The following is a 24,483-nucleotide window of genomic DNA, read 5'->3' as shown; positions in this document are numbered from 1 at the left end:
ATCGGCACCTACCGCGTCAGATGATCCTGGCCAAGGTGTGCCAACCGAGGTTGGCACCTACCCGCGTGAAGCGAGGCGCATCGCGCCTCACTTCACGCTGCGCAGATGGTTCGGGCGCTTCGGCGGGCCGGGCGGGCGACGCTTGTTGAACGGCGGCTGCCCGCGCCAGTAGCGGATCAGCAACCACCCGAACAGCATGCCGCCCAGGTGCGCGAAGTGGGCCACGCCCGGCTGCCAGCCGGTCATGCCCAGCACCAGCTCACCCACGCCGAACAGGATCACGAACGTGCGCGCCTTCATCGGGATCGGCGGGAACAGCAGCATCACCCGCTGGTTCGGGAACAGCATGCCGTAGGCCAGCAGCAGGCCGAACACGCCGCCGGAGGCGCCCAGCACCGTGGCCGGATTCTCCAGCAGCGTTCCCACCAGCAGCTGGCAGACACCGGCACCGGCCACGCAGACCAGGTAGTACAGCAGGAATCGCTTCTCGCCCCAGGTCTGCTCCAGTGGTGCGCCGAACATGAAGACCGCCAGCATGTTGAAGAACAGGTGGCCGAAGCTGCCATGCAGGAAGCCATAGGTCAGCAGCTGCCACGGCTGGAAGTTGCCGCCCGGCGAGAACGCATCGAAGCCCTGCTGCAGCGGTTGCAGCATGAACGGCTCGAAGGTCTGCATGCCGAGCAGGAACGGCTGCTGCAGCAGGAACAGGATCGCGTTGGCGATCAGCAGGGCCTTGGTGACGGTAGGCAGTCGCGGGAACATGGGAGCACCGGCATGGAACGGCCTCCATCATAGCCGCAGCACCGTGTGATGTTGGCGCGCCCCCGGGATGCCCTGTTCAGTCGCCAGCGATGCTCAGCCGGGCCCCCACACAGCAGCATCCAGCGCCGCCGCCGGATCGGCCGCCGGCATCCGCACCCGGCCGTTTTCCACCTGCACGCCCTCGGCACGCAAGCGCTGCGACTGCTCGCGCCAGCCGGCCGAGCCTTCTGCCATGGCGATGCGGCCATCCGAACGCAGCACGCGGTGCCAGGGCAGGCCCGGGTCGTCGTTCTGGCCCAGAATGCGCGCGGTCAGGCGTGCACGCCCGGGCAGGCCCGCGCGCATCGCCACCTGGCCGTAGCCCATCACCTGCCCTGCCGGGATCGCGCGGATCACCGCCAGGATGCGCGCACGCGCCTGCTCCGGGGTCAGCGTCGCAGGCGGGTCACCAGCAGAACGCCGATCAGCACCAGTACGGTGCCGGCGATCTGCGCCGGCCCCATCGGTTCGTCGAGCAGCCATAGGCTCATCACGATGGTGGAAACAGGGCCCAGCATACCGACCTGCGCGGCAAGCGACGAACCCACGCGCTGCACCGCCAACATGATCGCCAGCACCGGCAGCACCGTACAGACAGTGGCATTGACCAGCGACAGCCACTGTACCGGCGCCGGTGCCTGCCACAGCAGTGGCAGCGGATGGGTCACCGCGAAATGCAGCAGCACCAGCACGCTGGCCACGCAGCTGGCATAGGCGGTCAGCCGCACTGCACCGATGCGCGCGACCACCTGCCCGCTGCCGAACAGGTACAGCGCGTAGCTGAGCGCACTGCCCAGCACCAGCAGGCTGCCGACGATGATCTGGCCGCCCTCGCGCTGCAGGTCGTGCCCGAAGGCCAGCAGCACGCCGAGGTAACTCAGCACCAGCGCGCCGATCTGCCAGCGTCCCGGCCGCTGGCGCGCCAGCAGCACGTTGATCAGCAGTACCAGGGTCGGGTTCAAGTACAGGATCAGCCGCTCCAGGGTCACGCTGATGTACTGCAGGCCCTGGAAGTCGAGCAGGCTGGACAGGTAATAGCCGGTGAAGCCCAGCCACAGCACGCGGGCGCGATCAGCCCAGGACAGCGGCTCGGCCCGGCGCGCGGCCCACAGGGCCATCAGTACGAACAGCGGCAGCGCCATCAGCATGCGCAACGCGAGCAGCGTGGTGGCATCGACGCCATGGCGCAGGCCGAGCTTGACGATGATCGCCTTGCCCGACGCGGCAATGGCGCCGATCGCGGCGAGGCCGATGCCGCCCAGCGCAATGCGCGGGGAAGCAGTGGCGATGCGGGAAGCGGGAGTGGACATCAGGAGGACGGCGGGCCGCGCAGGGCGGCCCGGTAAGACGTGGGGACGCCCATTGTCGCATGGGGGCGCCCGCTGCCCTGTAGAGCCGAGCCCGCGCTCGGCTTCGCCAGGCCGGGGCGAAAGGCAGCCGAGCAGGGCTCGGCGCCACAACGGCCCGGCTCAGCGCATCAGCACCACTTCTTCGGCCGAGGTCGGGTGGATCGCCACAGTGTCGTCGAACTGGGCCTTGGTCGCGCCCATCTTCACCGCCACGGCAAAGCCCTGCAGGATCTCGTCGGCCGCTTCGCCCAGCAGGTGGATGCCCACCACGCGTTCTTCCGGGCCGGCACAGACCATCTTGAACAGGCTGCGCTGGGGGCCGTTGGCCAGCGCCTGCAGCATCGGGCGAAAGCGGCTGTGGTAGACGCTCACCTGGTCGAAACGCCGGCGCGCTTCCTCCTCGCTCATGCCCACCGCGCCCAGCGGCGGATGCGAGAACACCACGCTGGCCACGTTCTCGTAATCCATCTTCGACTGCGGGCGGCCCCCGAACAGCCGGTCCATCAGCCGCCGCGACGCGGCCACCGCCACCGGGGTCAGGCCGACCTTGCCGGCGATGTCGCCGACCGCATGCACGCTCGGCACACGGGTGGTCTGCCACTCGTCCACCTGCACCTGCTCGTGCTCGCCGATGTCGATGCCGAGCGCTTCCAGACCCAGGCCACGGCTGTTGCCGCGGCGGCCGGCAGCGAAGAACACCGCATCGAACACGCTGTCGAGCGGGCCATCATGGCCGAATGCACGTACGCGCTCACCATCGCGCTGCAGTTCGCGCAGGCGATAGCCGAAATGGATGCGCACGCCCTGCTGCTTCAGGTTCTCGGCCAGCTGATCGGTCAGCTCGTAGTCGAAGCGATCCAGCAGCCGCTGACCGCGCACCAGCAGGCTCACCCTGCTGCCCAGTGCCTGCAGCAGGCCAGCCAGCTCCACCGCGATGTAACCGCCACCGATGATCGCCACCTCGGCCGGTGCCGCGCGCAGATCGAAGAAATCATCGGAAACCAGGCCCAGTTCCGCGCCGGGAATGTCCGGGCGCAGCGGGTGCGCGCCGGTGGCGATCAGGATGTGTTCGGCGCTGTAGCGCACGCCATCGCTGCAGGCCACGGTGTGCGCATCGAGCAGATGGCCGCGCGCCGGAATGCGCACCACGCCGGTTTCGTCCAGGCGCTTGTGGTAGCTGGTATGGATATTGCTGATGTAGGCCTGGCGATGTATCACCAGTTCCTTCCACGACAGCGCCGGGCGCGCTTGGACATCGAAGCCCATCGCACTGGCCAGGCCGATGCGCTCATGCAGGTCAGCTGCCAGCCACATGGCCTTCTTCGGCACGCAACCGACGTTGACGCAGGTCCCACCCAGTTCGCCCGGCTCCAGCAGCGCCACGCGCTTGCCGTGCTGCGCGGCGCGGATCGCACCGGCCAGGCCGGCGGAGCCGCCGCCGAGGACGATCAGGTCGTAGTCATAGGGTGCAGTGCTCATCGGAATCGCTCGGGTCGGTAGGGGGCAGGGTCGATCACCGGCGTACGGACGCAGACGAGATCGGCGATCAGCTGGCCGTTGCCGGCGCTCATGCTGATGCCGAGCATGCCATGCCCAGCTGCAAGCCAGACGTGAGGATGCGCGCCCTGCATCGATCAGCCCTGCCCGGCTCCACGCCGCATCGGTGGCCACTGGCGGTAGGTCATTGCACGCCATAGCCATTCCACCGGACCAAAGCGGAAGCGCGCCAGCCACGCGTGCGAAACAGCCACCTGCGCTGCGAATACCAGCAGCGCGAACAGCAACTGCACGCTGCGCGGCATCCGCTCGAACCCGCCCAGGCCATAGTGGTAGAACAGCCAGGTACACAGCAACGACTGGGCCAGGTAGTGGGTCAATGCCATGCGCCCCACCGGCGCCAGCCATCCCAGCCGCGCGCGCCAACGCACGATCCACGCCAGGTAACCCAGGCACATCGGCAGCCCGCCGATCGTCACCAGTGCCATCGCTGCGGTCACCGGCAGGTCGTAGGCGCCCGGTGCCAGATACGGCTTCCAGGCAACGCCGAGCAGCGTGACCGCCAGGCCCAGCGGCAGCGCCACCCAACGCAACAGCACGTACAGCCGTGGGAAGCGCTCGGGTGATACCAGTGCACCGCTGCTGGCGAACCAGCTGCCGATCAGGAACATGCCCAGCACTTCCGGACCGGTAATCAGCAGCGCGCCCATCGACGATCCGAACTCGTGCAGGCGCTGCGCGGTGGCCTGCATCCAGCTGCCGTGCCCGTACACCAGGCGCTGCTGCGCGATGGCCTGCTGTGCTTCGGCAAGCATCTTCTGAATGTCTTCGGCCGAAGCCATCGACACCATCGCACCCACCAGCAACATCATCGCTACACCGCCGAGGTAGACGATCACGCCCATCCACGGCAGCCAGCTGCGCGGCGCCTCGCGGCAGGCCAGCAACGGCAACGAGACCAGTGCATACATCACCAGGATGTCGCCGGACCAGACCAGCAGTGCATGGCACAGGCCGATCAGCAGCAGGCCGGCGCTGCGGCGCAGGTAGAACGGGGTGAAGTCGCGCCCGGCCACCTCGGCGCGTTGCGCCATCACCGCAAAGCCGGCACCGAACAGCAGCGAGAACAGGGTGAAGAACTTGCCCTGCACGAACACATAGACGAAGGCGTCGGCCCAGTAATCGATGCCCCGCCAGTGCACGTCAATGCCGGTGAAGGCCAGGTCCAGCGGACCGCTGAAGGCCTCGATGTTCATCAGCAGGATGCCCAGCAGCGCGGCACCACGCAGCACGTCCAGCACGGCGATGCGTTCGCCGGAAGCCACCGGCTGCAGGGAAGGAGAGACAGCGTTCACGGGGCGTCCGTCAGGCAGGTCCGCCATTATGCCGCCGGCCCGCGCGCCATGGATGGCCGCGCCATGTTCCAGAAACGCAACGGCCCGCCGAAGCGGGCCGTCGCATCCATCACGATCGCGCTGCGATCAGTGCTGGTGACCACCGTCGCCGTGGACGTGGCCGTGGTCGAGCTCTTCCTTGCCGGCTTCGCGCACATCGACGATTTCCACGTCGAAGTGCAGGTCCTTGCCGGCCATCGGGTGGTTCAGGTCGACGTCCACGACGCTCATGCCGACCTTCTGCACGGTCACCGCACGCGGGCCGAAGTTGGTCTGCAGCACCACCTGCTGGCCCGGGGCCAGCTTGGTGTTGCCGAAGTGCTTCTTCGGCACGCGCTGGGACAGGCCCTCGCGGCGCTCGCCGTAGGCATCGGCCGCCTTGACGTCGACGCTGAAGGTCGCGCCGGCTTCCTTGTCCATCATGGCGTTTTCCAGGCCCGGGATGATGTTGCCATGGCCGATCAGGATCGCCAGCGGCTCGCCGCGGTCCTTGGACGATTCAATCGGCTCCTGGCCGACTTCGGAAACGGTGTAGTGGAAGCGGACAACGCGGTCTTTTTCGATCTTCATGCGCAACTCTGTCTGGATCTGCCGGAGGCAGGCGGGTTGGGGCGGGTTGTCGCCCGACGGGGACGCCGCCATCATGACGGCCATTCCAAGGTGGCGCATTATCCGGAGATCATGCACATCACGCCAGTTTCGTCCGGCCCGCGCCGGTTTCTCGCCCCGGCCCTGCTGCTGGCCCTGCCCGTGTTGATGACCGCCTGTGGCGGCGGCAAGGCCACCCGCCCGGCGCCGCCCCCGCCGACGGCGAACTGGCCCAAGACCGTGCCGGACAACCCCGAGGCCGCCAACTCGGTGCTGATGCGGGCCATCAGCCTGGTCGGCACGCCCTACCGCTATGGCGGCAACACCCCGGACTCGGGCTTCGACTGCAGCGGGCTGGTCGCCTATGTCTATCGCGAGATGCTGGACCTGCGGTTGCCGCGCACCTCGCGCGACCTGGCGGCGGTACAGGGCCCCAGGATCGATCCGCAACGCCTGGCCACCGGCGACCTGGTGTTCTTCGGCAGCCGCGGCAGCGTCACCCACGTGGGCATCTATGTAGGTGAAGGGCGTTTTGTGCACGCGCCGAGTACCGGCGGTACGGTTCGCCTGGACTCGCTCAGTGGCCCCTACTGGAAAGACCACTACACGGGCGCGAAACGTGTCCTTCGCTAAGCTGAACAGGCGATATGTCTAAAACTGTGACATACGTCGCTATATAAATAACGATTTTATAACGGAATTTTTAACTTATCCGCGCTTTTACAGGGCATGATGCCCCATCGTTTTTTCCTGTGACCGACGCGTGACGACTGACGACCTGAAAAGCGAAGGCCAGACTTCCGTATCTTCACGTAGTGCCCGCCCGCTGCTGCTTGGCCTGGCACTGTGCCTGACCAGCCTTCCGGCCTGGTCGCAGACTGCTCCAAACCGTTCCGATGTGACCCCGGCCCCGGTGGCCGAGAGCACCGCCCGACCGGCCGCCAAGGCCGAGGCTGCCGCTCCGCAGCGCAGCCGCGTCGATGCCGCCGCCAGTGCCACGCTGGCCGCCCTGCTGCCGCACCTGGCCGCCAACGACACCATTCCGCTGATGGATCGCTCGGCCGTGGTGGCCGGTGACCTCAGCCGCCTGCTCGCCAACTACGACACCAGCAGCGCCGCCAATGGCAGCGTCGTCGGCACCGCCGCCGACAACGGCAAGGTGCAGTCGCTGCTGCGCCGCGCGATGACCCTGCTGGGCACCCCGTACCGTTGGGGTGGCAGCAACCCGGACAGCGGTTTCGACTGCAGCGGCCTGGTCGGCTATGTGTTCCGTTCGGCGCTGGGCATCGAGTTGCCGCGCGTCTCGCGCGAGATGGCGCACGATGACAACGCCGAACTGATCAACGACCGCACCGCGCTGGCGGCGGGCGACCTGGTCTTCTTCGGCCGCAAGGGCCGCGTCGACCACGTCGGCATCTATGTCGGCGACGGCCGCTTCCTGCACGCCCCCAGCTCGGGCAAGGATGTGCGCGTGGACACCCTGCTCAGTGGCTACTGGGGCAACAAGTTCATGCAGGCCCGCCGGGTGGATCTCTGACCCCTGGCGCTACTGCGCCGCCTGATGCAAGAAGCCGCTGCCCTGCAGCGGCTTTTTTGTTGGGCCCGTGCCTAATGGTGGGTGGCTGCCGACCTTGGTCGCCACCGGCTCCATCCATGCATGGTGTGGATCAAGCGGAGGCCGCCTTGGCCGACACCGCCTCGGCCATCCCCCAAACAAAAGGCCCGCCGGTCAGGGCGGGCCTTTCAATTCAGCACACCACCTCAGGCGCGTGGTGGTGTCGGGTCGGGATCATCCACGCCCACGTTGCTGGACGGGTTGTCGTACACCGCCTGGTCAAGCAGCCCGGTCTCCTTGGCCACGATCACCGGTACCAGCATCTGGCCCGTCACGTTCGTCATCGTGCGCATCATGTCCAGGATGCGATCAATGGCATACAGGTAGCCGATGGTCTCCAGCGGCAGGTTGGCCGCACTCAGCACCACCGTGGCCATGATCACCGCAGTACCCGGCACGCCGGCGGTACCGAAGCTGCCCAGCACCGAGGCGATCAGCACCACCACGTACTGCTCCGGAGTCAGCGGCACACCGCTGTACTGCGCGATGAACACCGCGCACAGCGCCGGGTAGATCGCGCCGCAGCCGTCCATCTTGATGCTGGCGCCCAGCGGCACCGCAAACGAACCGTAATCCTTGTTCACGCCCAGGTTGTGGGTGATCGAACGCAGTGCCACCGGCATCGCCGCGAAGCTGGAAGAGCTGACGAACGCAACCTGCATGCCCGGCGCCGCACCACGGAAGAACTTCAGCGGGTTCAGTCCGTGCGCCAGCAGCAGTGCGCTGTAGACCACCACGATGTGCAGGGCGCAGGCCACGTACAGCGCCAGCACGAAATGCCCCAGCGGCAGCAGCTTCTCGAACCCGTAGCTGCCGACCAGACCGGCGATCAGGCCAAAGGTGCCGATCGGGGTGACTTCCAGCACGAAGCGGGTCACCTGGATCATGATGTCGCTCATCTGGCCGACCAGCTTGCGCGCCTCGGTCACCTTCTCGCCGAGCTTGACGATGGCGAAGCCGACCAGGCCAGCGAAGAAAATGACCGGCAGGATCGAGCCACGGCCGGCGGCCAGCACGGTTTCGCCGGCCGCGTTGACCTTGGTGCCGATACCGGACAGCGCATAGAAGACATTGGCCGGTACCACGTCCAGCAGCACCTGCACCACGCTGGGCACTTCACGCGGCACGTAATTGCTGGCCATGGTCAGCTGCAGGCCACCGGCGCCGGGCTGCAGCACGGTGCCCACGCCCAGGCCGACGCACACCGCCAAAGCAGCAGTGATCACGAACCACAGGAAGGTGCGGCCACTGAGCGCGGCAACCGACTTCTGCCCGTGCAGCGACGAGATCGCATTGATCACCGCGAAGAACACCAGCGGCACGGCGATCATCTTGATCAGGGTGACGTACAGCTCGCCAAGCGGGCCGAACCACGTTTCCGCGGCCGGGCCGAGCGCCCAGCCGGCCAGCGCGCCGAGCACGAAGCCACCGACCACGCGCTGCCAGAATGGAATCCGCAGCCAGGCAGAGACCAGCTTCATAGGCAATCCAGAGGGAAGGAAGGGATGCTGGCACGATAGCCCATCAACGGCTGGGGAACGACCGCCCGACCGGCAAATCAGTGTGTCATCGGCGTGCCTTGCGAGGGCGGGCATAATGAATGTCCCGTTACAGTTTGTGAGATCCCAGCGTCCATGCGCCGTTCCGTCTCCCTGTTGGCCGCCTGCGCCACCACCCTGCTGCTGGGCGCCTGCGCCAGCACCACCCCCGCCTCTGCCCCGGCCGGCCTGAAGGTCGCCGTCGATCCCGTCGCCCACCCGGCCGGCGAAACCCCGCAGTGGTGGTACCGCAGCGGCGCTGCCCAGGCCGCCGCCAACGGCGCGATGTCCGGCAAGGCCAAGAACGTCATCCTGTTCCTCGGCGACGGCATGAGCCTGACCACCGTGGCCGCCTCGCGCATCTACGAGGGCCAGCGCAAGGGGGGCTCCGGTGAAGAGAACCTGCTGTCCTGGGAGCGCTTCCCGGCCACGGCGTTCAGCAAGACCTACAACACCGATTCGCAGACCCCGGATTCGGCCGGCACCATGACCGCCATCACCACCGGTGTGAAGACCCACATGGGTGCGATCGGCGTCAGCGCCGGCAGCCGCACCGACTGTGCCGACAGCCTGTCCAAGGGTCTGCTGACCTGGCTTCAGCTGGCCGACAGCGCCGGCCTGGCCACCGGCGTGGTGTCCACCGCGCGCCTGACCCATGCCACCCCGGCCGCGACCTACGCGCACTCGCCCGAGCGCAACTGGGAAAACGATACCGACCTGACTGAAGCGGCGAAGGCGGCCGGCTGCAAGGACATCGCCCAGCAGCTGCTGTCGACTTCGCGCTACGGGCGCGGCCCGCTGGTCGCCCTCGGCGGCGGGCGCGGGGAATTCACCACCGTGGAAGAGCGCGACCCGGAGTACGACGACAAGGTCGGCCAGCGACTGGATGGGCGCAGCCTGGTGCAGGAATGGCAGCAGGCCCATCCGCACGGCGCCTACGTGTGGAACAGCAAGCAGCTGGCCGCCGCCGCCAACGCACCGGCGATCCTCGGCCTGTTTGAACCGGACCACATGCGCTACGAGTACGAGCGCCCGCAGGATCCGGGCGGTGAGCCGAGCCTGGCCGAACTGACCGCAGCGGCGATCAAGAATCTGTCGAGGCACCCGGAAGGCTACGTGCTGATGATCGAAGGCGCACGCATCGACCACGCCAACCACAGCGGCAACGCCTACCGTGCACTGACCGAAACCGTGGCGCTGTCCGATGCGGTGCGCGTGGCCAGCGAGCTGACCTCGGCCGACGACACCCTGATCATCGTTACCGCCGACCACTCGCACACGCTGAACTTCGTCGGCTACCCGGCGCGCGGCAACCCGATCCTGGGCAAGGTGAAGGACAAGGGCGGCGAAGATGGCGCCGGCAAGCTGGACTACGCACTGGACGGCACCGGCCAGCCGTACACCACGCTGAGCTACGCCAATGGCCCGGGCCACACCGGCAGCAGCAACCAGCAACCGGCCGGCCCGAAGCGCTATCCGCACAACCCGAGCAGCTTCGAACCGGCCGACGGCCGCCCGAACCTGCGCGAAGTCGACACCGAGCATCCGGACTACATGCAGGAAGCGCTGGTGCCGATGAAGTCCGAATCGCACGGTGGCGAGGACGTCGGCATCTGGGCACGCGGCCCGGGCAGCAAGGCGATCCGCGGCACGCTGGAACAGAACGCGATCTATCACATGATCGTGCAGGCCACCCCGGCCCTGCGCGAGCGCCTGTGCCAGGCCGGCACCTGCGATGACAAGGGCGTGCCGGTGCAGCTGCCGGCACCGACCGCATTCGAGCGCAAGGCCGAGGCCCGGTGATCGCACGTCAGGCCCGCCCTGATTCTGCCAGCGGCCGCTTCGCGCGGTCGCTGGCCCTGCTTGGCGTGCTGGTCAGCGCCACTGCAGCGGCACAGGCTCCGGCATGCAGGCTGCTGACCGACGAACACGGGTTGTGGCCACTGCCCAACTGCGAGGTGATCGATCACCGGCCGAAGATCAGTACCGAGACGTTGAAGGGCCTGAACTACGACGACCACGGCCTGGCAGTGGTGTACGCCGAGCAGGGTTTCCACTACGTCGACCGCAAGGGCCGCAGCCTGCCGGTGCTGACCTGGGACAACGGCCCGGAGACGCCGCAGGAAGGCCTGTTGCGCGGCCGCGTCGGCAACCGCGTCGGCTACTTCGACCTGACGTTCCGCCAGGTGGTGCCCGGCACCTACGATTTCGGGTGGCCGTTCCAGGATGGCGTGGCCGAGGTCTGCAATGGCTGCCGCCGCGGTACGCCGGATGCCGATGGCCACACTTCGATGGAAGGCGGAGAGTGGTTCCGCATCGACCGCGCGGGCCGTCGGGTGAAGTAGGGTTTTCGGCAGGGCTGCGCCCTGCACCTGCAGACGCAACGGCAACGGCCGGAAGCAACAGCAACAGCGTGCATTCCGTGGGATGGCGGGGCACTGTGGGTGTGCGGGGACGGCGCGAGTACGTCCATGTAGCCTTGGTCGCCGCATCCATGCGGCTCACACCCCGCAAACCCACAGTGCCCAGCCTTCGACAGTTTTCCGGCGGCTGTTGGTAGGTGTCGACCTTGGTCGACACATCTGTCAGATATCGAATGAGTCATCCACGCATGGCGTGGATCTACTGTGTCCACCAAGGTCGACACCTACCAAAGCGGTGCAAGACGCCGTTCCGACAGATCGCGGCAATCTGTCGAAGGCGGGGTGGGTCCGGTTGCGGGGGCGTGAGCCGCATGGGCCCGAGGCATGCCTCGGGCGGGTTGGGCAGGACGCCCAACCCCGGTCTTGCCGTGTGCGCAGGACTGCGCACACGTGCAAGCGGCGACCGAGCTTACATGGGTGAGGGCGCTTTGCTTGCGAAGCACTGCTTCGCAAGCGCCCGAACGCACAGCCGCCAGCGGCTGGGCCGGGCCCCGGAGGGGGACTTGCAGCGCCCCCCGCAACCGGACCTACCCCGCCTCCCCTCAGGAAACCAGCTTCTGCTGTTGCTGTTGCTGTTGCTGTTGCTCTGGATCGTAGCGGGTGCAGGGCGCAGCCCTGCCGAGCAACCCTATACTTGCCGCCGTGACCGCCTTCCCTGCCCTCGTTCCGCTGGATGTGCCGCTGCTGGTGGGCTACAGCGGCGGTGTCGACTCGACCGTGCTGCTGCACTGGCTGTGGCGCTGCGCTCAGCTTTCCGGCACGGCACTGCGTGCGGTGCACGTGCACCATGGCCTGCAACCGGCCGCCGATGACTGGGTGCTGCATTGCCAGCAGCAATGCGCAGCACTGGGCATCGAACTGGCCGTGCATCGCGTGCAGGTCGACAACCGCGCAGGCCTCGGCCTTGAGGGCGCAGCGCGGCATGCCCGGCGTGCGGCGTTCGCGGCCGAGCTGCGCGACGGCGAAACGCTGGCACTGGCACAGCACCAGGACGACCAGGCCGAGACCTTCCTGCTGCGCGCGCTGCGCGGTTCAGGCGTCGACGGCCTTGCAGCGATGTCTGCACACAGCCATCTTGGCGAACATCCCCTGTGGCGACCACTGCTGTCGACGTCGCGCGACGCGCTGCTCCACTACGCCCGGCAGCACGCGCTTCAATGGATCGAAGACCCCAGCAACGCGGAAGACCACGCCGATCGCAACTTCCTGCGCCTGCAGGTGTTGCCGTTGCTGCGCCAGCGCTGGCCGCACGCGGCGTCGGCATTGGCCGGCAGCGCGACGCATTGCCGGCAGACCCGCGAACTGCTGGACGAGGAAGACGCCGAGCTGATCGCGCATCTGGAAGTGGCACCGCGCGTGCTGTCATTGGAACTTCTGCGCCAAGTGTCGCCGGGCCGCGCCGCACGCGTGCTGCGCGCCTGGGTGCTGGGCCATGCTGCAGCACCGTTGCCGGCCACGGTGCTGAAACAGGCGCTGGACGAACTGCTGCCGGCCGGCAACGATCGCCAGGCACGTGTGCGCTGGCACGATCACGCGATCCAGCAATGGCGCGACCATGCCTACCTGCTGCCAGCCCGGCTACCTGCGCTCCCCCCCGCGTGGCAGGCCGAATGGGACGGACGCGCGCCATTGGCGCTGCCCGATGGCGGACAACTGCGCCTGCAGGGCGCCCCGGCCTTCGAACGCCCATTGCAGGTACGTGCGCGCGCGGGCGGTGAGCGCATCCTGCTACCCGGTCGCCCGCATTCGCACGCGCTGAAGGACTGCCTGCAACGTGAGCGTCTTGCCCCGTGGCGCCGCGCGCAGCTGCCGTTGATCTTCGATGGCCCGCAGTTGCTGGCCGCCGCCGACGTGGTCATCGCCGCGCCCCTGCAGGCCTGGTTGCAGGCGAACGGGGCACAGCTGCGTTGGCATCCCGGCGGCTGGTGAATTGACCCCCGCGCGCAGCCCGTCCACACTTGCCGCATGGCCAAGAAGTCCCCCGAAAACGCCTCCCCGGTCGCCCAGTTCGAGCAGTCGCTTGAATCGCTGGAACAGCTGGTGGAGCAGATGGAAACCGGCGAGCTGAGCCTGGAAGCCTCGCTCAGTGCTTACGAACGTGGCGTCGGTCTGTATCGCCAGTGCCAGCAAGCGCTGGAACAGGCCGAACTGCGCGTGCGCCTGCTCAGCGATCCGGCGCAGCCGGAAGCATCCGAGCCGTTCGATCCGCCCAGCCATGACGGCTGAGGTTCTGTTCGCGCGCTGGCGCGACCGCATCGAGAGCCAGCTCGACGCCGCCCTGCCCTCGCCCGCCGAGGCCCCGCAACGCCTGCACCAGGCCATGCGCTACTCGGTGCTGGGTGGCGGCAAGCGCATGCGGCCGCTGCTGGTGTACGCCAGTGGCCACCTGTTCGGCGCGCAGCCGGAACAGCTGGACGCGGCGGCGATGTCCGTCGAGCTCATCCACGCCTATTCGCTGGTGCATGACGACCTGCCGGCGATGGACGACGATGCCCTGCGCCGCGGCAAGCCGACCACCCACATCGCCTTCGACGAAGCTACCGCCATCCTCGCCGGTGACGCCCTGCAGACCCGTGCCTTTGGCCTGCTGGCCGATGCGCCGCTGACGGCCACGCTGCGCGTGGCCTGCCTGCAGACCCTGGCCCACGCGTCCGGTGCCTCCGGCATGTGCGGCGGCCAGGCGCTGGACATCGATGCCACCGGCCAGCAACAGACCCTGGCGGCACTGACCCGCATGCATGCACTGAAGACCGGCGCACTGATCCGCGCGGCGGTGCGCATGGGTGCGCTGTGCGGCCAGGCCCACGAACCGCAGCTGGCCCAGCTCGACAGTTTCGCCGATGCACTCGGCCTGGCCTTCCAGGTCCGCGATGACATCCTGGATGTGGAAGCCAGTTCTGAACAACTGGGCAAGACCGCCGGCAAGGACCAGGCACAGGAAAAGAGCACCTTCCCGGCGCTGCTGGGCATGGACGGCGCCAAAGCACAGCTGCGCGAACTGGCAGCGCGCATGCAGGCAACCCTGGCCGGCCATGGCGAGGAAGCCGATCCGCTGCGCGCGCTGGCAACGCTGGCGGTGGAGCGCAATCACTGATCGCTGGCGGCGACGCTGCCGCACTGCGCTCACCGCGCTTGGCCCGGCACGAGCGCCAAACAACAACGCCCGGCAATGCCGGGCGTTGCATGTATCCGCGTGCGGACGAACTTACTTGATCAGGCGCAGCGCGAACGGGTAGCGGTACGCCTCGCCGTTGTTGGCCTTGACGGCGGCAATGATGCAGAACACCAGGCTGACCAGACCAACGATCGGCATCAGGATCGCGCCGATGACGACGATGGTCAGGATCATGCAGATGACCATGGCGATGGCCACGGTGATCTGGAAGTTCAGCGCTTCCTTGGCCTGGTCGGTCACAAAGGCCTTGCCCGCATCATCCTTGTTGATCAACCAGATGATCAGCGCGCCGATGAAGCCGGTGAAGATGCCCAGCAGGTGCGCAGCCAGCGCCATCGTGCGCTGGTCGGCCGGGGCCTCGGTGGTCGCCGGCGGCGGCGGGACGTTATCGAATTCGCTCACGACAAAACTCCTTTTCATTGGGTGGTCTTGACCCACCAGCACCAAGCTGGCTGCGTCAGGCGGGCATAGCTTACGCCATCGACGCCATCAATCATTACCGGCAATGGTCATCCGCCCCACCAGGATCGAGCCGGTGCGGATGTGCGAGCGCGGGTCAACATCACTGCCCACCGCTTCGATGCTGCTGAACATCTCGCGCAGGTTGCCGGCGATGGTGATGCCATCCACCGGATACTGGATCTCGCCATTCTCGACCCGGAAGCCACCGGCGCCCCGCGAATAGTCGCCGGTCACCCCGTTGACGCCCTGCCCCATCAGCTCGGTCACCAGCAGGCCATTGCCCATCTGCCGGGCGATGTCCTGCAGCGCGCCAGCATTGGCGGCCAACTGCAGGTTGTGCACGCCACCGGCATTGGCGGTGGTCTGCAGGCCCAGCTTGCGTGCCGAGTAGCTGCCCAGCACGTAGCGCTGCAGGACGCCGTCACGGACCAGCGCCGAAGCTCGGGTGGCCACGCCATCGCCATCGAAGGCGGCCGAACGCAGGCCACGGCGCAGGTGAGGCAGTTCCTCGATCTGCATCCAGCCGGGGAACAACTGCAGGCCGACGCTGTCCAGCAGGAAGCTGGCCTGGCGGTACAGGGCACCGCCGGACACCGCCGACAACAGGTGGCCGACCAGGCTGCGCGCCACTTCCGGGGCGAACAACACCGGCATGCTGCCGGTGGCCATCGAGCGAGGCTGCAGGCGGGCGACGGTGCGCTCGGCAGCACGACGACCGACCAGGCCCACCTCCTCCAGATCCTCGCGGGCCAGCGCACTGGTGTACCAGCCATCGCGCTGCATGCCATCGCCCTGGCCGGCAATCAGCGCACAGCCCACCGAATGATGGGTGCCGCGCTCACGGCCGATGAAACCATGCGAATTGGCATAGACCGACAGGCTCTGCATGCTTGACACCGAAGCGCCGTCGGAATTGCGGATCTGCGCATCGGCCTCGCGGCCTGCGTTCTCACAGGCCAGGGCCAGGTCCACCGCCTCGTCGGCCTGCAGCGCCCACGGGTGCCAGGCATCCAGATCCGGGAAGTCGGTGGCCATCAACGCGGCCTCGGCCAAGCCGGCAGCCGGGTCATCTTCGGTATGCCGGGCGATCGCACAGGCCTGTTCGACCGTGGCGGCAAGGCTGGCCTCGTTCAGGTCGCCAGTGCTGGCACTGCCCTTGCGTTGCCCGAAATAGACGGTGACGGCGATACCGCGGTCACGGGTGGACTGCACGGTCTCAACCTCGCCAAGGCGGACATTGACCTCCAGGCCACGATCCTCGCTGCAGCTGACCTCGGCTTGGCTGGCGCCCAGCGCGCGGGCACGGTCGAGCAGCTGCTGGGAGAGGTCGGCCAGCCGTTCCAGCCGGGCCGCGCTGTCGTCGCCGACGGCCACTTCAGGGGCGATCACGTTCAATGCTTTATCCTGTACGGGTTGGGCCCGGCATCACGCCGGGCGACTTTTTTGAAATCAGGTATGGACGATGCGCGGACGCGACGAAGAAACCGGTGAATTCCACGACAAGAGCCGCAGCCAGAACCGGCGCGACGCGCTCGACGTCCTGGCCCTGGGCGAGAAGCTGGTGTCGTTGACCCCGGCCCAGCTGGCGCGCCTGCCGATCCCGGAAGACCTGCTGCCGCATATCGCCGAGTGCAAGCGCATCACCGCCCACATCGCCCACAAGCGCCAGCTGGCGTTCCTGGCCAAGCACATGCGGCGCGAAGAAGAGGCCACGCTGGATGCGATCCGCGACGCGCTGGACGCCAACAGCGAGACCGGCCGCCGCGAAGTGGCAATGATGCATCGCGTTGAGGACTGGCGCGACCGCCTGCTGGCCGAGGGTGACAAGGCACTGGCGGCCCTTCTCGACGATTATCCGCAGGCCGATCGCCAGCAGCTGCGCACGCTGGTGCGCAACGCGCAGGCCGAAAAGGCCAGGAACAAGCCGCCGCGCGCCTACCGTGAGATTTTCCAGGTGCTGCGCGGCCTGATGCTGCCGGCCGCGCTGGGCCTGAAGACGGCGGGCGACGAAGACGCCGGCCACGTCGAGACCTACGAAGCCGACGAGGACTGAGTCCGCGCCGGTCGGGGCGGTGGCGCTGGCCATCGCCCGGCTCAGGCCTGGGTACCGCCGACGGTGATGCCCTCGATCAGCAGCGAGGGCTGGCCGACACCCACGGGCACGCTCTGCCCGTCCTTGCCGCAGACGCCCACGCCCTCGTCCAAGGCCAGGTCATTGCCGACCATGCGCACCTTCTGCATGGTTTCCGGACCGTTCCCGATCAGGGTCGCGCCCTTCACCGGCGTGGTGACGCGGCCATCCTCGATCAGGTAGGCCTCGGTCGCCGAGAACACGTACTTGCCGCTGGTGATGTCGACCTGGCCGCCGCCGAAGTTGACCGCGTACAGGCCCTTCTTCACCGAACGGATCATCTCCTGCGGGTCGTGCTGGCCGGCACGCATGTAGGTGTTGGTCATGCGCGGCATGGTCATGTGCGCGAATGATTCGCGGCGGCCATTGCCGGTAGGCGCCACGCCCATCAGGCGCGCATTGAGGCTGTCCTGCATGTAGCCGACCAGGATGCCGTCCTCGATCAGCGTGGTGCACTGGCTGGGATGGCCCTCGTCGTCGATGTTCAACGAACCGCGGCGTCCGTCCAGCGTGCCGTCATCGACGATGGTCACGCCCGGGGCGGCAACGCGCTCACCGATGCGGCCCGCGTAGACGCTGGTGCCCTTGCGGTTGAAGTCGCCTTCCAACCCGTGGCCAACCGCTTCATGCAGCAGCACGCCCGGCCAGCCCGGACCGAGCACCACCGGCATCACCCCGGCCGGAGCCGGAACGGCGTCCAGGTTCACCAGCGCCTGGCGCAGCGCCTCGCGGGCGAAGGCCTCGGGGCGCCCGTCCGCAAACAGTTCTTCATACCCGTAGCGGCCACCGCCGCCTGCATAGCCGGACTCGCGGCGACCGTGGTGCTCGACGATCACCTGTACGTTCAGGCGCACCAGCGGCCGCACATCAGCACCCAGCACACCGTCGCTGCGTGCGATCAGCACCGTGTCGACGCCGCCGGACAGGCTCACCATCACCTGCTTCACGCGCGGGTCGGCGGCACGCAGGTAGCCATCCAGGCGCTTGAGCACCTCGACCTTGGCCTCGTTGCCGATACCATCGATCGGGTCCAGCGCCGGGTACAGCGCGCGCGCGTTGCCACGCAGCAGCGATCGCCCGGATTGGGCACCGCCTTCGCGTGAGATCGCACGTGCCGACTGCGCCGCCGCCAGCAGCGCGTCGGCGTGGATGTCATCGGAATAGGCGAAGCCGGTCTTTTCGCCGGAAATTGCCCGCACGCCCACGCCCTGTTCGATGGAATGGGCGCCATCCTTGACGATGCCGTCTTCCACGCTCCAGCTCTCGCGGCGGGCATGCTGGAAGTAAAGATCACCGAAGTCCACACCGGGGCCAAGCAACTGGCCGAAGGTGCGCTCCAGGCCAGCGGTATCCAGGCCGCCGGGGCGCAGCAGGCGGTCTTGGGCAAGCGTCAGGGCGATGTCAGTCATGGTTCTCGATCTGGGGATGCGGGGGCGCTCAGGCAAGCCCCGTGAACAGGAAGGCCGCGCTCACCGCGGGCGCGGCAGGCCGGTGACGGTCGGTGGAATGGCCGGCGCCGGTGCCGGCGCGGGTGGTGGAGCCTTGTCGCGGCTGCGTTCGATCACTTCCACCTTGGGCTCCTTCCATGGACCGGTCACCTTGTAGGTACGGGCGCCAATCTCGCCCAACGGCTTGGACAATACCGCATTGGTGGCCGCGCCCAACGCCGCTCCCACCGGGCCACCGGCCACTGCCCCCACCACGGTCAGCAGATTGCCGGCACGCGGGTTGACGTCGATGGTCTGGTCGAACTGCTGGTTGCGCAGGTCGGCCTGGCCGCGGATGGTGATGTTGGCTGCCGGGCCTTCGATCAGCACCTTGTCGGTGCGCGCCATGCCCTGGCCGAACTGCATGCTGCCGTCGATCTGGTTGAACGCGAAGCCCTTGGAGAAGAAGTCGCGGAAGTCGAACATCAGGCGCCGCGGCAGCTGGGTCACGCTGAGCAGGCCCAGCACGCGGCCAGCACCCGGCTCCAGCTCCAGCAGCTGGCCGTTGCGTGCGTGCAGGTCCAGGCGGCCCTGCAGGTTGCCCAGCTGGAAGTCCGACGGCCCCCCGCTCCAGGTGGCCTGCAGCTGGGCCTGGCCGGAGCCACCACGCAGCTGGCCGCCGTAGTCCAGGTTCTGCATCAGTCCGCCCAGATCCTCGCTGCGCACCTGGGCGGTCAGCTCGGTGCGGGCTCCGCCGGCACGGCCCAGCCAGCGACCGCTGATGTCGATCTCCTGGTCCGGCGCGCGGAAGCGCAGCTCGTCCACGTTCAGGCCATTGGCCAACGGTCGTGTGCGCAGCACCGCCTGGCCCAGCACCACCTTGCCGAACTTGAGGTCGGCGATGTCCAGCGCGAACGGCGGCAGCTTGGCCGGGTCCATATCGTTGGCGCCGGCCTGGACCCGGGCCGGTGCGGCCGGTGCATCCGGAGCTGCCGGCAGCGATTGCCAGTGCACACGGTCGAGCTGGCCGCTGATGGTACCGCCGTCAGCATTGGGGACAGTCAGGCGCCCGGCCAGCGACGGGCCCGCCAGGCGCACGTCCAGCGCCTGCGCGCCCGGATGCAGCTGCAACCGGGTCTGCTCGAAAACGCCACCGATCAGCTTCAATTGACCGACCTGCACGTCCACCGCACGCAGCGGCATCGTGTTGTCATCGCTGCCGCCCCGCGCCAGGCCGATCCACTCCAATGCGTCCAAGGTCGGGCTGCGGCCGTTGACGGTCAATCCGCTGGGCGGCGGCTCGCGATCGACATGGTCGCTGCCCAGCGTCACCTGCACGCCGGTCTGGTTGTTGTGGCTGCGCGCGGCCAGCGCCAGGCGCTGGCCGAACGCCACATCGATGCGGCCGGCACCCATCGGCAGCTGTGCGGCCACGGTGGTCGCCAGCGGCTCGGCAGCCGGTTTGTCCAGCGGCGCCGGCAGATCCAGCCGGGTGCCGACCAGATCGGAGCTCAAGCGCAGCTCGCTGGGCGGCGCAGGAGCACCTGGCGCCACCTTGGGCAGGTTGACCGCGATGGTCCACGGCGAGGTCCCGGTGATGTAGGGCTTGAGCCAGGCCATCTCCGGTGCGCGGTCGATCAGCACGCCGGCGTCAAGCGTGGCCGACAGCTTCGATTCGAAGGCCAGTCTGCTGTCGTGCACGTAGCCACCGGCACGCAGGCTCAGCCGGCCGTCCTGGCCGAGGTGGCGCACCGACAGTTCCTCGGCATCGAAACCGCCATTGCTGTAGCGCGCCTGCCCGTGCATGTTGTCGAAGGCGAGCTGGAAACGCTTGTCGACCAGCTTCACGCCGGCCAGGTCAACCGTCCCCTGCAGATGGCCACCGCCTTCATCGTGGTGCAGCGGTTGCAGCAGATCGAAGGTCACATGCGCCGGGCCCGCTGCGGTGAGGTTGTCCAGGGTATCGCCATAGTCCTTGTGCAGCGGGCTCTGCCGCAGCATGGCCAGCAGTCTGCCGGCCTCGCTCTGTGCATCGGCGCGCACGTACAGCGGCTGCTGCCCGAAATCCTGGATGCCCGCCTCGAACTTCTGCACCGCCACGCCGGCCAGGTCGCCGCGCCCATGCATGTCGAAGCCGGGGCCGATGAAGGCGATATCGGCATCGACCTGGCTCATCAGCGGCCAATCATGCTGGAAGCGGATGTCGCCATTGGTGATGTGGCCGGTGGCCTCGAAGCGGCCATCGTTGTTGTCGAACGGCCAGTCGTCCAGGTCACCGGTGACCAGGCCGACGCCGCCACGTACCTGGCCGCCGGCCAGTGCCATGTCCAGCCAGTCGGTGGCGCCCTTGCTCATCTTGGAGTGGATCCAGAAGCGCTTGGCCGCCGTCATCGGCACGTCGTCCAGCTTGGCGGCCAGCTGCAGCCACGGCCGCGTACCGTCGCCCTGGAACCACACACCGCCGCGCACGTCGGCCGCATAGTCGGTACCTTCCACACGCATCGCCGGCGTCCCGATCCGCCAACCACCGCCCTCGTCGCGCCAGCCCACGATCTGCCCGGCCAGCTGCAGGTCGTGGCGCACGCCGAAGCCGGTGGGCCAATCGAACTGCAGCTGCCGTTGCGGCTGCAGCTGCAGGCTGAAGCCGTTGGCATCGCCTTCGAAACGCCCGCCAAGGCCGCGCAGCCCCGGTGAATTGCCGACGCTTGCAAAGCCCAGCGACTGCAGTTCACCCTGCGCCCACAATGGGCCATCGCGTTCGCCGGCCAGCTGCAACGCGCGCACGTCCAGCTGCGGCCTGGACAGGAACAGCCAGCGACGCAGGCCCGGCTCAAGGCGATCGCTCAGGGCCAGCGCACGCAGCGCGATGCCGGCCTGCACTTCACCGGAACGCACCCGCAGCTGTTTGCCGACCTGCAGCTGCAGGCCATCGAGGCGCTGCTCGCCGTCTTCATTCTTCAGCCGCAGCCGCGGTACCTGCAGCGCCCAGCCCTCGGCCTGGCGCTGCCAGCGCAGGCGGGCCTGCAGTCGCTGCAGCTGCAGCTGCGGCGCCGCCATGCCGGGTATCGGTGCGCCATCGATGCGCACGTCGCGCAGGTCCGAATCCGTGGTCACCGCCACCGGCACGAAATCGCGCAGGGTCAACCACAGGTTGAGTTCGCCCTTGCCCTCGCGCAGGCGCACACCGCCGGCCGCCAACAGCGGAGACCAGGCATGGAAATCGACCGGATCGGCGCCCAGCCAGGCCTCGCCGTTGCCACGCGTGCGGTCCACATCCAGCACCGCAGTCAATGGCAGCGCTTCGGCCTGGGCCCAGGCGCGCACGCCCACGCGCAGGCGATCGCCATTGACCCGCAGGCGCAGGTCGATGCGCGGCAGCGTGGTGTCGATGCCCAACGTCGGCGAGTGCACGCCCAGGCGCCCCCCGATCACCTGCAGCTCGCCCAGCCGGCGCAGCGCATCCAGCGGATCTCCACCGTCGGCGGACTGTGGCAGCCCACGCACCGACCAGCGACCGCTTGCATCCTGCTGCAGATCCAGCGCCAGCCCACGCAGGCGCAACTCGGTCAGCGAACGGCCAGGCAACAGGCCGCTGTACATCGATACCAGCACCTCGGCCTCGCCAATGGCCAGGCCGCGGCCCGCGCCGATATGCAGGCCTTTGAGCTGCAGCAACGGGCCACGACGGGTCCAGGCCGTCTGCAGCTGGTCGAAACGCACCGGCTGGCCGGCACGTTCGCTCAGCCAGGCCGCAATCCTGTCGGGGTGGCGCTCGGCCAGCGGCAGCAGCTGGCTGAGGGTGCCCACCAGCAGTGCCAGCCCGACCAGGCCCACCGCGCAGGCGGCAATGAGATGACGGCGGATCCTTCGCAGTCGCAGGCGCGGCGGCGCGCTCATCGGCCACCGCCGGCCTGCAGCCGGCGAGGATCAGAGCAGAACGACATCGAACTGCTCCTGCAGGTATTGCTCGTCCGCCTGGAAGCGGATGCTCTTGCCGAGGAATTCCTCCAGCTCGGCCACCGCCGCCGATTCCTCGTCGGTGATGCGCGCGACCACCTTGGTCGAGGCGATCACCAGCAGGCGCGCGGCGTCGAACTGGCGCACCGCGCGGGTGATCTCGCGGAAGATCTCGTAGGTCACCGTCTCGGTGGTCTTGATGCTGCCGCGGCCGCTGCACTGCGGGCAGGTTTCCGACAGCTGGCGCTCCAGGCTTTCCACCGTGCGCTTGCGGGTCATCTCCACCAGGCCCAGCGGCGAGAAGTCATAGACTGTTGTCTTGGCATGGTCGCGCGCAAGCGCCTTTTCCAGCGTGCGCAGCACCTGGCGGCGGTGCTCGGCATCATCCATGTCGATGAAGTCGATGATGATGATGCCGCCCAGGTTGCGCAGCCGCAGCTGCCGCGCCACCGCCTGCGCAGCCTCCAGGTTGGTGCGGAACACCGTTTCTTCCAGGTTGCGCTGGCCGAGGAACGAACCGGTATTGACGTCGATGGTGGTCATCGCCTCGGTCTGGTCGATGACCAGGTAGCCACCGGATTTCAACGGCACCTGCTTGTCCAGCGCGCGGCCGATCTCGTCCTCCACCCCGAACATGTCGAAGATCGGGCGATCGCCGGAATACAGCTCCAGCTTCTCGGCCAGCACCGGCATGTACTTGGCGACGAAGGCCTGCAGCTGGCCGAAGGTCTCCTTCGAGTCCACCTTCACCTTGTCCACATCCTTGCGGATCAGGTCGCGCACCGAACGCAGCGGCAGGCTCAGGTCTTCATAGATGATGCTGCACGAGGGCGCTTCGCGGCCACGACGCTCGACCACGTTCCACACGCGCGACAGGTAAGCGATGTCCTCGGCGATGGCCTCGGCCGGCTGGCCTTCGGCGTTGGTGCGCACGATGTAGCCGTAGCCGCCGTGCTGCGCCGACAGCTCGGTCACCAGCGCCTTCAGTCGGGCGCGCTCGGCTTCGTCCTCGATGCGCGCCGACACGCCCACCACCTTGGACTGCGGCAGCAGCACCATGTAGCGCGAGGGAATGCTGATCTGCGTGGTCAGGCGTGCGCCCTTGGTGCCGATCGGGTCCTTCACCACCTGCACGACGATGTCCTGGCCGTCACGCAGCAGCTCGACAATCGGCACGCTGGCCGGCGGCGGCAGGGTGGTGTTCTCGGTATCGGCACTGGCCACCGGCGCCGGCCGCACCACGTCATTGGCGTGCAGGAACGCGGCGCGCTCCAGCCCGACTTCGACGAAGGCGGCCTGCATGCCGGGCATGACCCGCTGCACCTTGCCCTTGTAGATGTTGCCGACCACACCCCGGCGCCAGCCACGCTCGATGTGCAGTTCCTGCAGCATGCCATTTTCGATCACCGCGACCCGGGTCTCGCGCGGGGTCACGTTGACCAGGATTTCCTCAGACATCTGCAGCCTCCCTGGCGGCATCGGCGGTGGGGGCCGGCACGCCGCAGCGCGCCAGCAAACGATCGGTGTGCAGCAACGGCAGCCCCATGACGCCGGAGTAGCTGCCGGACAGGTGCTCGATCCAGCGCTCGGCCCCGCCCTGGATGGCGTAGGCACCGGCTTTGTCCAGCGGTTCGCCGGTGGCGACATAGGCGGCGATGTCGGCAGCGTCGATCGGGGCGAAGGTCACTTCGGAAATGACCAGTTCGCTGTCCAGCCCGTCCGCGCCGACCACCACTACGGCCGTCATCACCTGGTGGGTACGCCCGGCAAGACGCGCCAGCATCCCCCGGGCATCGGCAGCGTCGGCGGGCTTTCCAAACACCTCGCCATGCAGCACCACCTCGGTGTCCGAACCAAGCACCCGCGCCTGCGGGTCATTGGCCAGCACCCGGGCCAGGCCGGCGCGCGCCTTGTCGGCGGCGACCCGGCAGACGTACTGTTCGGCGCTTTCAGCGGGCGCACGCTGCTCGACGACCTCCAGATCCAATGCCTGGAAGGGGCGTCCGAGTCGGGCCAGCAGCTGGTTGCGTCGGGGGGAGCGGGAAGCTAGGTAGAGCATCGGCACAGCATAACCTGAGGCCGCCACCTGAATCGTCGGCAACCCGTCCCGGAACGCGTTCAACCCC

21 protein-coding genes and 1 pseudogene are annotated in these 24,483 nt (G+C 68.0%); 8 read left to right on the top strand and 14 right to left on the bottom strand.

Annotated features, from left to right (window positions below):
* Window positions 1-87: 87 nt before the first annotated feature.
* The 7 genes and pseudogenes from ACTXG9_RS12835 to ACTXG9_RS12805 form a co-directional block, all read right to left on the bottom strand.
* Window positions 88-762: a rhomboid family intramembrane serine protease gene (locus ACTXG9_RS12835; protein WP_005410509.1), complete on the bottom strand. Its 675-nt coding sequence runs from the start codon at window positions 760-762 to the stop codon at window positions 88-90.
* A 93-nt stretch (window positions 763-855) separates the two neighbouring features.
* The gene (locus tag ACTXG9_RS12830) at window positions 856-1,284 is read right to left on the bottom strand and encodes an MGMT family protein (RefSeq protein WP_425605136.1); all 429 of its coding nucleotides are present in this window, start codon (window positions 1,282-1,284) and stop codon (window positions 856-858) included.
* Entirely contained in the window at window positions 1,191-2,111 is a 921-nt protein-coding gene (locus tag ACTXG9_RS12825; protein WP_019660628.1) for a DMT family transporter, read from the bottom strand. Before ACTXG9_RS12825 ends, ACTXG9_RS12830 begins: the two co-directional genes overlap by 94 nt.
* A gap of 159 nt (window positions 2,112-2,270) precedes the next feature.
* Window positions 2,271-3,629, bottom strand: coding sequence for a glutathione-disulfide reductase (gene gorA / locus ACTXG9_RS12820; RefSeq protein WP_019660629.1), 1,359 nt, complete (start codon window positions 3,627-3,629; stop codon window positions 2,271-2,273).
* Window positions 3,626-3,769 (bottom strand): annotated as a pseudogene (locus ACTXG9_RS12815) (amino acid dehydrogenase); the annotation flags it as partial. The pseudogene ACTXG9_RS12815 and the gene gorA, both read right to left, overlap by 4 nt.
* 15 nt (window positions 3,770-3,784) lie before the next feature.
* Window positions 3,785-5,029 (bottom strand): DUF418 domain-containing protein, encoded by a 1,245-nt coding sequence (locus ACTXG9_RS12810; protein ID WP_456115522.1) that lies wholly within the window; start codon window positions 5,027-5,029, stop codon window positions 3,785-3,787.
* Window positions 5,030-5,128: 99 nt separating this feature from the next.
* Window positions 5,129-5,611 (bottom strand): FKBP-type peptidyl-prolyl cis-trans isomerase, encoded by a 483-nt coding sequence (locus tag ACTXG9_RS12805; RefSeq protein ID WP_111098588.1) that lies wholly within the window; start codon window positions 5,609-5,611, stop codon window positions 5,129-5,131.
* A 111-nt stretch (window positions 5,612-5,722) separates the two neighbouring features.
* Here ACTXG9_RS12805 and ACTXG9_RS12800 point away from each other — a divergent pair, with 111 nt between their 5' ends.
* Window positions 5,723-6,262, top strand: coding sequence for a C40 family peptidase (locus ACTXG9_RS12800; RefSeq protein ID WP_031270212.1), 540 nt, complete (start codon window positions 5,723-5,725; stop codon window positions 6,260-6,262).
* A gap of 130 nt (window positions 6,263-6,392) precedes the next feature.
* Window positions 6,393-7,166 carry a C40 family peptidase gene (locus tag ACTXG9_RS12795; protein ID WP_005414115.1) on the top strand — a complete coding sequence of 258 codons (774 nt, stop codon included), beginning with the start codon at window positions 6,393-6,395 and terminating at the stop codon, window positions 7,164-7,166.
* Window positions 7,167-7,390: 224 nt separating this feature from the next.
* Here ACTXG9_RS12795 and ACTXG9_RS12790 read toward each other — a convergent pair whose 3' ends face one another.
* Window positions 7,391-8,725, bottom strand: a complete 1,335-nt coding sequence (locus ACTXG9_RS12790; protein WP_019660634.1) for a dicarboxylate/amino acid:cation symporter — start codon at window positions 8,723-8,725, stop codon at window positions 7,391-7,393.
* A gap of 153 nt (window positions 8,726-8,878) precedes the next feature.
* Between ACTXG9_RS12790 and ACTXG9_RS12785 the strand changes: the two genes are divergently transcribed.
* From ACTXG9_RS12785 to ACTXG9_RS12765, 5 genes are all read left to right on the top strand, one after another.
* Complete coding sequence (locus ACTXG9_RS12785; protein ID WP_188249636.1) at window positions 8,879-10,585, top strand: alkaline phosphatase; 1,707 nt, start codon at window positions 8,879-8,881, stop codon at window positions 10,583-10,585.
* Entirely contained in the window at window positions 10,582-11,127 is a 546-nt protein-coding gene (locus ACTXG9_RS12780) for a WG repeat-containing protein (RefSeq protein ID WP_288041621.1), read from the top strand. The genes ACTXG9_RS12785 and ACTXG9_RS12780 overlap by 4 nt, the downstream gene beginning before the upstream one ends.
* A 720-nt stretch (window positions 11,128-11,847) precedes the next feature.
* Window positions 11,848-13,134, top strand: coding sequence for a tRNA lysidine(34) synthetase TilS (tilS, locus tag ACTXG9_RS12775; RefSeq protein WP_456115521.1), 1,287 nt, complete (start codon window positions 11,848-11,850; stop codon window positions 13,132-13,134).
* Between the two features lie 36 nt (window positions 13,135-13,170).
* The gene (locus tag ACTXG9_RS12770) at window positions 13,171-13,431 is read left to right on the top strand and encodes an exodeoxyribonuclease VII small subunit (protein WP_005410522.1); all 261 of its coding nucleotides are present in this window, start codon (window positions 13,171-13,173) and stop codon (window positions 13,429-13,431) included.
* Entirely contained in the window at window positions 13,421-14,299 is an 879-nt protein-coding gene (locus ACTXG9_RS12765) for a polyprenyl synthetase family protein (protein ID WP_155029916.1), read from the top strand. Before ACTXG9_RS12770 ends, ACTXG9_RS12765 begins: the two co-directional genes overlap by 11 nt.
* A 111-nt stretch (window positions 14,300-14,410) precedes the next feature.
* Here ACTXG9_RS12765 and ACTXG9_RS12760 read toward each other — a convergent pair whose 3' ends face one another.
* Window positions 14,411-14,782, bottom strand: a complete 372-nt coding sequence (locus ACTXG9_RS12760) for a DUF4870 domain-containing protein (RefSeq protein WP_019662100.1) — start codon at window positions 14,780-14,782, stop codon at window positions 14,411-14,413.
* Window positions 14,783-14,869: 87 nt separating this feature from the next.
* Complete coding sequence (pmbA, locus tag ACTXG9_RS12755; RefSeq protein WP_019662101.1) at window positions 14,870-16,237, bottom strand: metalloprotease PmbA; 1,368 nt, start codon at window positions 16,235-16,237, stop codon at window positions 14,870-14,872.
* A 67-nt stretch (window positions 16,238-16,304) separates the two neighbouring features.
* On the opposite strand from pmbA, the gene yjgA reads away from it, so the two are divergent.
* Window positions 16,305-16,895, top strand: a complete 591-nt coding sequence (yjgA, locus tag ACTXG9_RS12750) for a ribosome biogenesis factor YjgA (RefSeq protein ID WP_288041619.1) — start codon at window positions 16,305-16,307, stop codon at window positions 16,893-16,895.
* Between the two features lie 41 nt (window positions 16,896-16,936).
* On the opposite strand, the gene tldD is transcribed toward yjgA, so the two are convergent.
* The 4 genes from tldD to ACTXG9_RS12730 are packed head-to-tail and all read right to left on the bottom strand — an operon-like array spanning window position 16,937 to window position 24,416.
* Entirely contained in the window at window positions 16,937-18,382 is a 1,446-nt protein-coding gene (tldD, locus tag ACTXG9_RS12745; protein WP_019662103.1) for a metalloprotease TldD, read from the bottom strand.
* A 60-nt stretch (window positions 18,383-18,442) separates the two neighbouring features.
* A complete protein-coding gene (locus ACTXG9_RS12740; RefSeq protein ID WP_171952914.1) occupies window positions 18,443-22,297 on the bottom strand; it encodes a YhdP family protein in 3,855 nt (1,284 codons plus the stop codon).
* 30 nt (window positions 22,298-22,327) lie between these two features.
* Complete coding sequence (gene rng, locus ACTXG9_RS12735; RefSeq protein WP_019662105.1) at window positions 22,328-23,815, bottom strand: ribonuclease G; 1,488 nt, start codon at window positions 23,813-23,815, stop codon at window positions 22,328-22,330.
* The gene (locus ACTXG9_RS12730) at window positions 23,808-24,416 is read right to left on the bottom strand and encodes a Maf family nucleotide pyrophosphatase (RefSeq protein WP_021204306.1); all 609 of its coding nucleotides are present in this window, start codon (window positions 24,414-24,416) and stop codon (window positions 23,808-23,810) included. The genes rng and ACTXG9_RS12730 overlap by 8 nt, the downstream gene beginning before the upstream one ends.
* Between the last annotated feature and the right edge of the window lie 67 nt (window positions 24,417-24,483).

It is taken from the genome of Stenotrophomonas maltophilia group sp. LNF247 (assembly GCF_054083135.1).
This window is presented reverse-complemented; position numbering and strand designations above follow the sequence as displayed.

Coding starts and splice junctions, on each gene's coding strand:
- ACTXG9_RS12805 (WP_111098588.1), bottom strand. CDS start 5,611: ATGAAGATCGAAAAAGACCGCGTTGTCCGCTTCCACTACACCGTTTCC.
- gorA (WP_019660629.1), bottom strand. CDS start 3,629: ATGAGCACTGCACCCTATGACTACGACCTGATCGTCCTCGGCGGCGGC.
- ACTXG9_RS12800 (WP_031270212.1), top strand. CDS start 5,723: ATGCACATCACGCCAGTTTCGTCCGGCCCGCGCCGGTTTCTCGCCCCG.
- yjgA (WP_288041619.1), top strand. CDS start 16,305: ATGCGCGGACGCGACGAAGAAACCGGTGAATTCCACGACAAGAGCCGC.
- ACTXG9_RS12740 (WP_171952914.1), bottom strand. CDS start 22,297: ATGAGCGCGCCGCCGCGCCTGCGACTGCGAAGGATCCGCCGTCATCTC.
- ACTXG9_RS12770 (WP_005410522.1), top strand. CDS start 13,171: ATGGCCAAGAAGTCCCCCGAAAACGCCTCCCCGGTCGCCCAGTTCGAG.
- ACTXG9_RS12785 (WP_188249636.1), top strand. CDS start 8,879: ATGCGCCGTTCCGTCTCCCTGTTGGCCGCCTGCGCCACCACCCTGCTG.
- ACTXG9_RS12810 (WP_456115522.1), bottom strand. CDS start 5,029: ATGGCGGACCTGCCTGACGGACGCCCCGTGAACGCTGTCTCTCCTTCC.
- ACTXG9_RS12765 (WP_155029916.1), top strand. CDS start 13,421: ATGACGGCTGAGGTTCTGTTCGCGCGCTGGCGCGACCGCATCGAGAGC.
- tldD (WP_019662103.1), bottom strand. CDS start 18,382: ATGACTGACATCGCCCTGACGCTTGCCCAAGACCGCCTGCTGCGCCCC.
- ACTXG9_RS12835 (WP_005410509.1), bottom strand. CDS start 762: ATGTTCCCGCGACTGCCTACCGTCACCAAGGCCCTGCTGATCGCCAAC.
- ACTXG9_RS12825 (WP_019660628.1), bottom strand. CDS start 2,111: ATGTCCACTCCCGCTTCCCGCATCGCCACTGCTTCCCCGCGCATTGCG.
- rng (WP_019662105.1), bottom strand. CDS start 23,815: ATGTCTGAGGAAATCCTGGTCAACGTGACCCCGCGCGAGACCCGGGTC.
- ACTXG9_RS12830 (WP_425605136.1), bottom strand. CDS start 1,284: ATGGCTGCTCGACGAACCGATGGGGCCGGCGCAGATCGCCGGCACCGT.
- ACTXG9_RS12790 (WP_019660634.1), bottom strand. CDS start 8,725: ATGAAGCTGGTCTCTGCCTGGCTGCGGATTCCATTCTGGCAGCGCGTG.
- ACTXG9_RS12730 (WP_021204306.1), bottom strand. CDS start 24,416: ATGCTCTACCTAGCTTCCCGCTCCCCCCGACGCAACCAGCTGCTGGCC.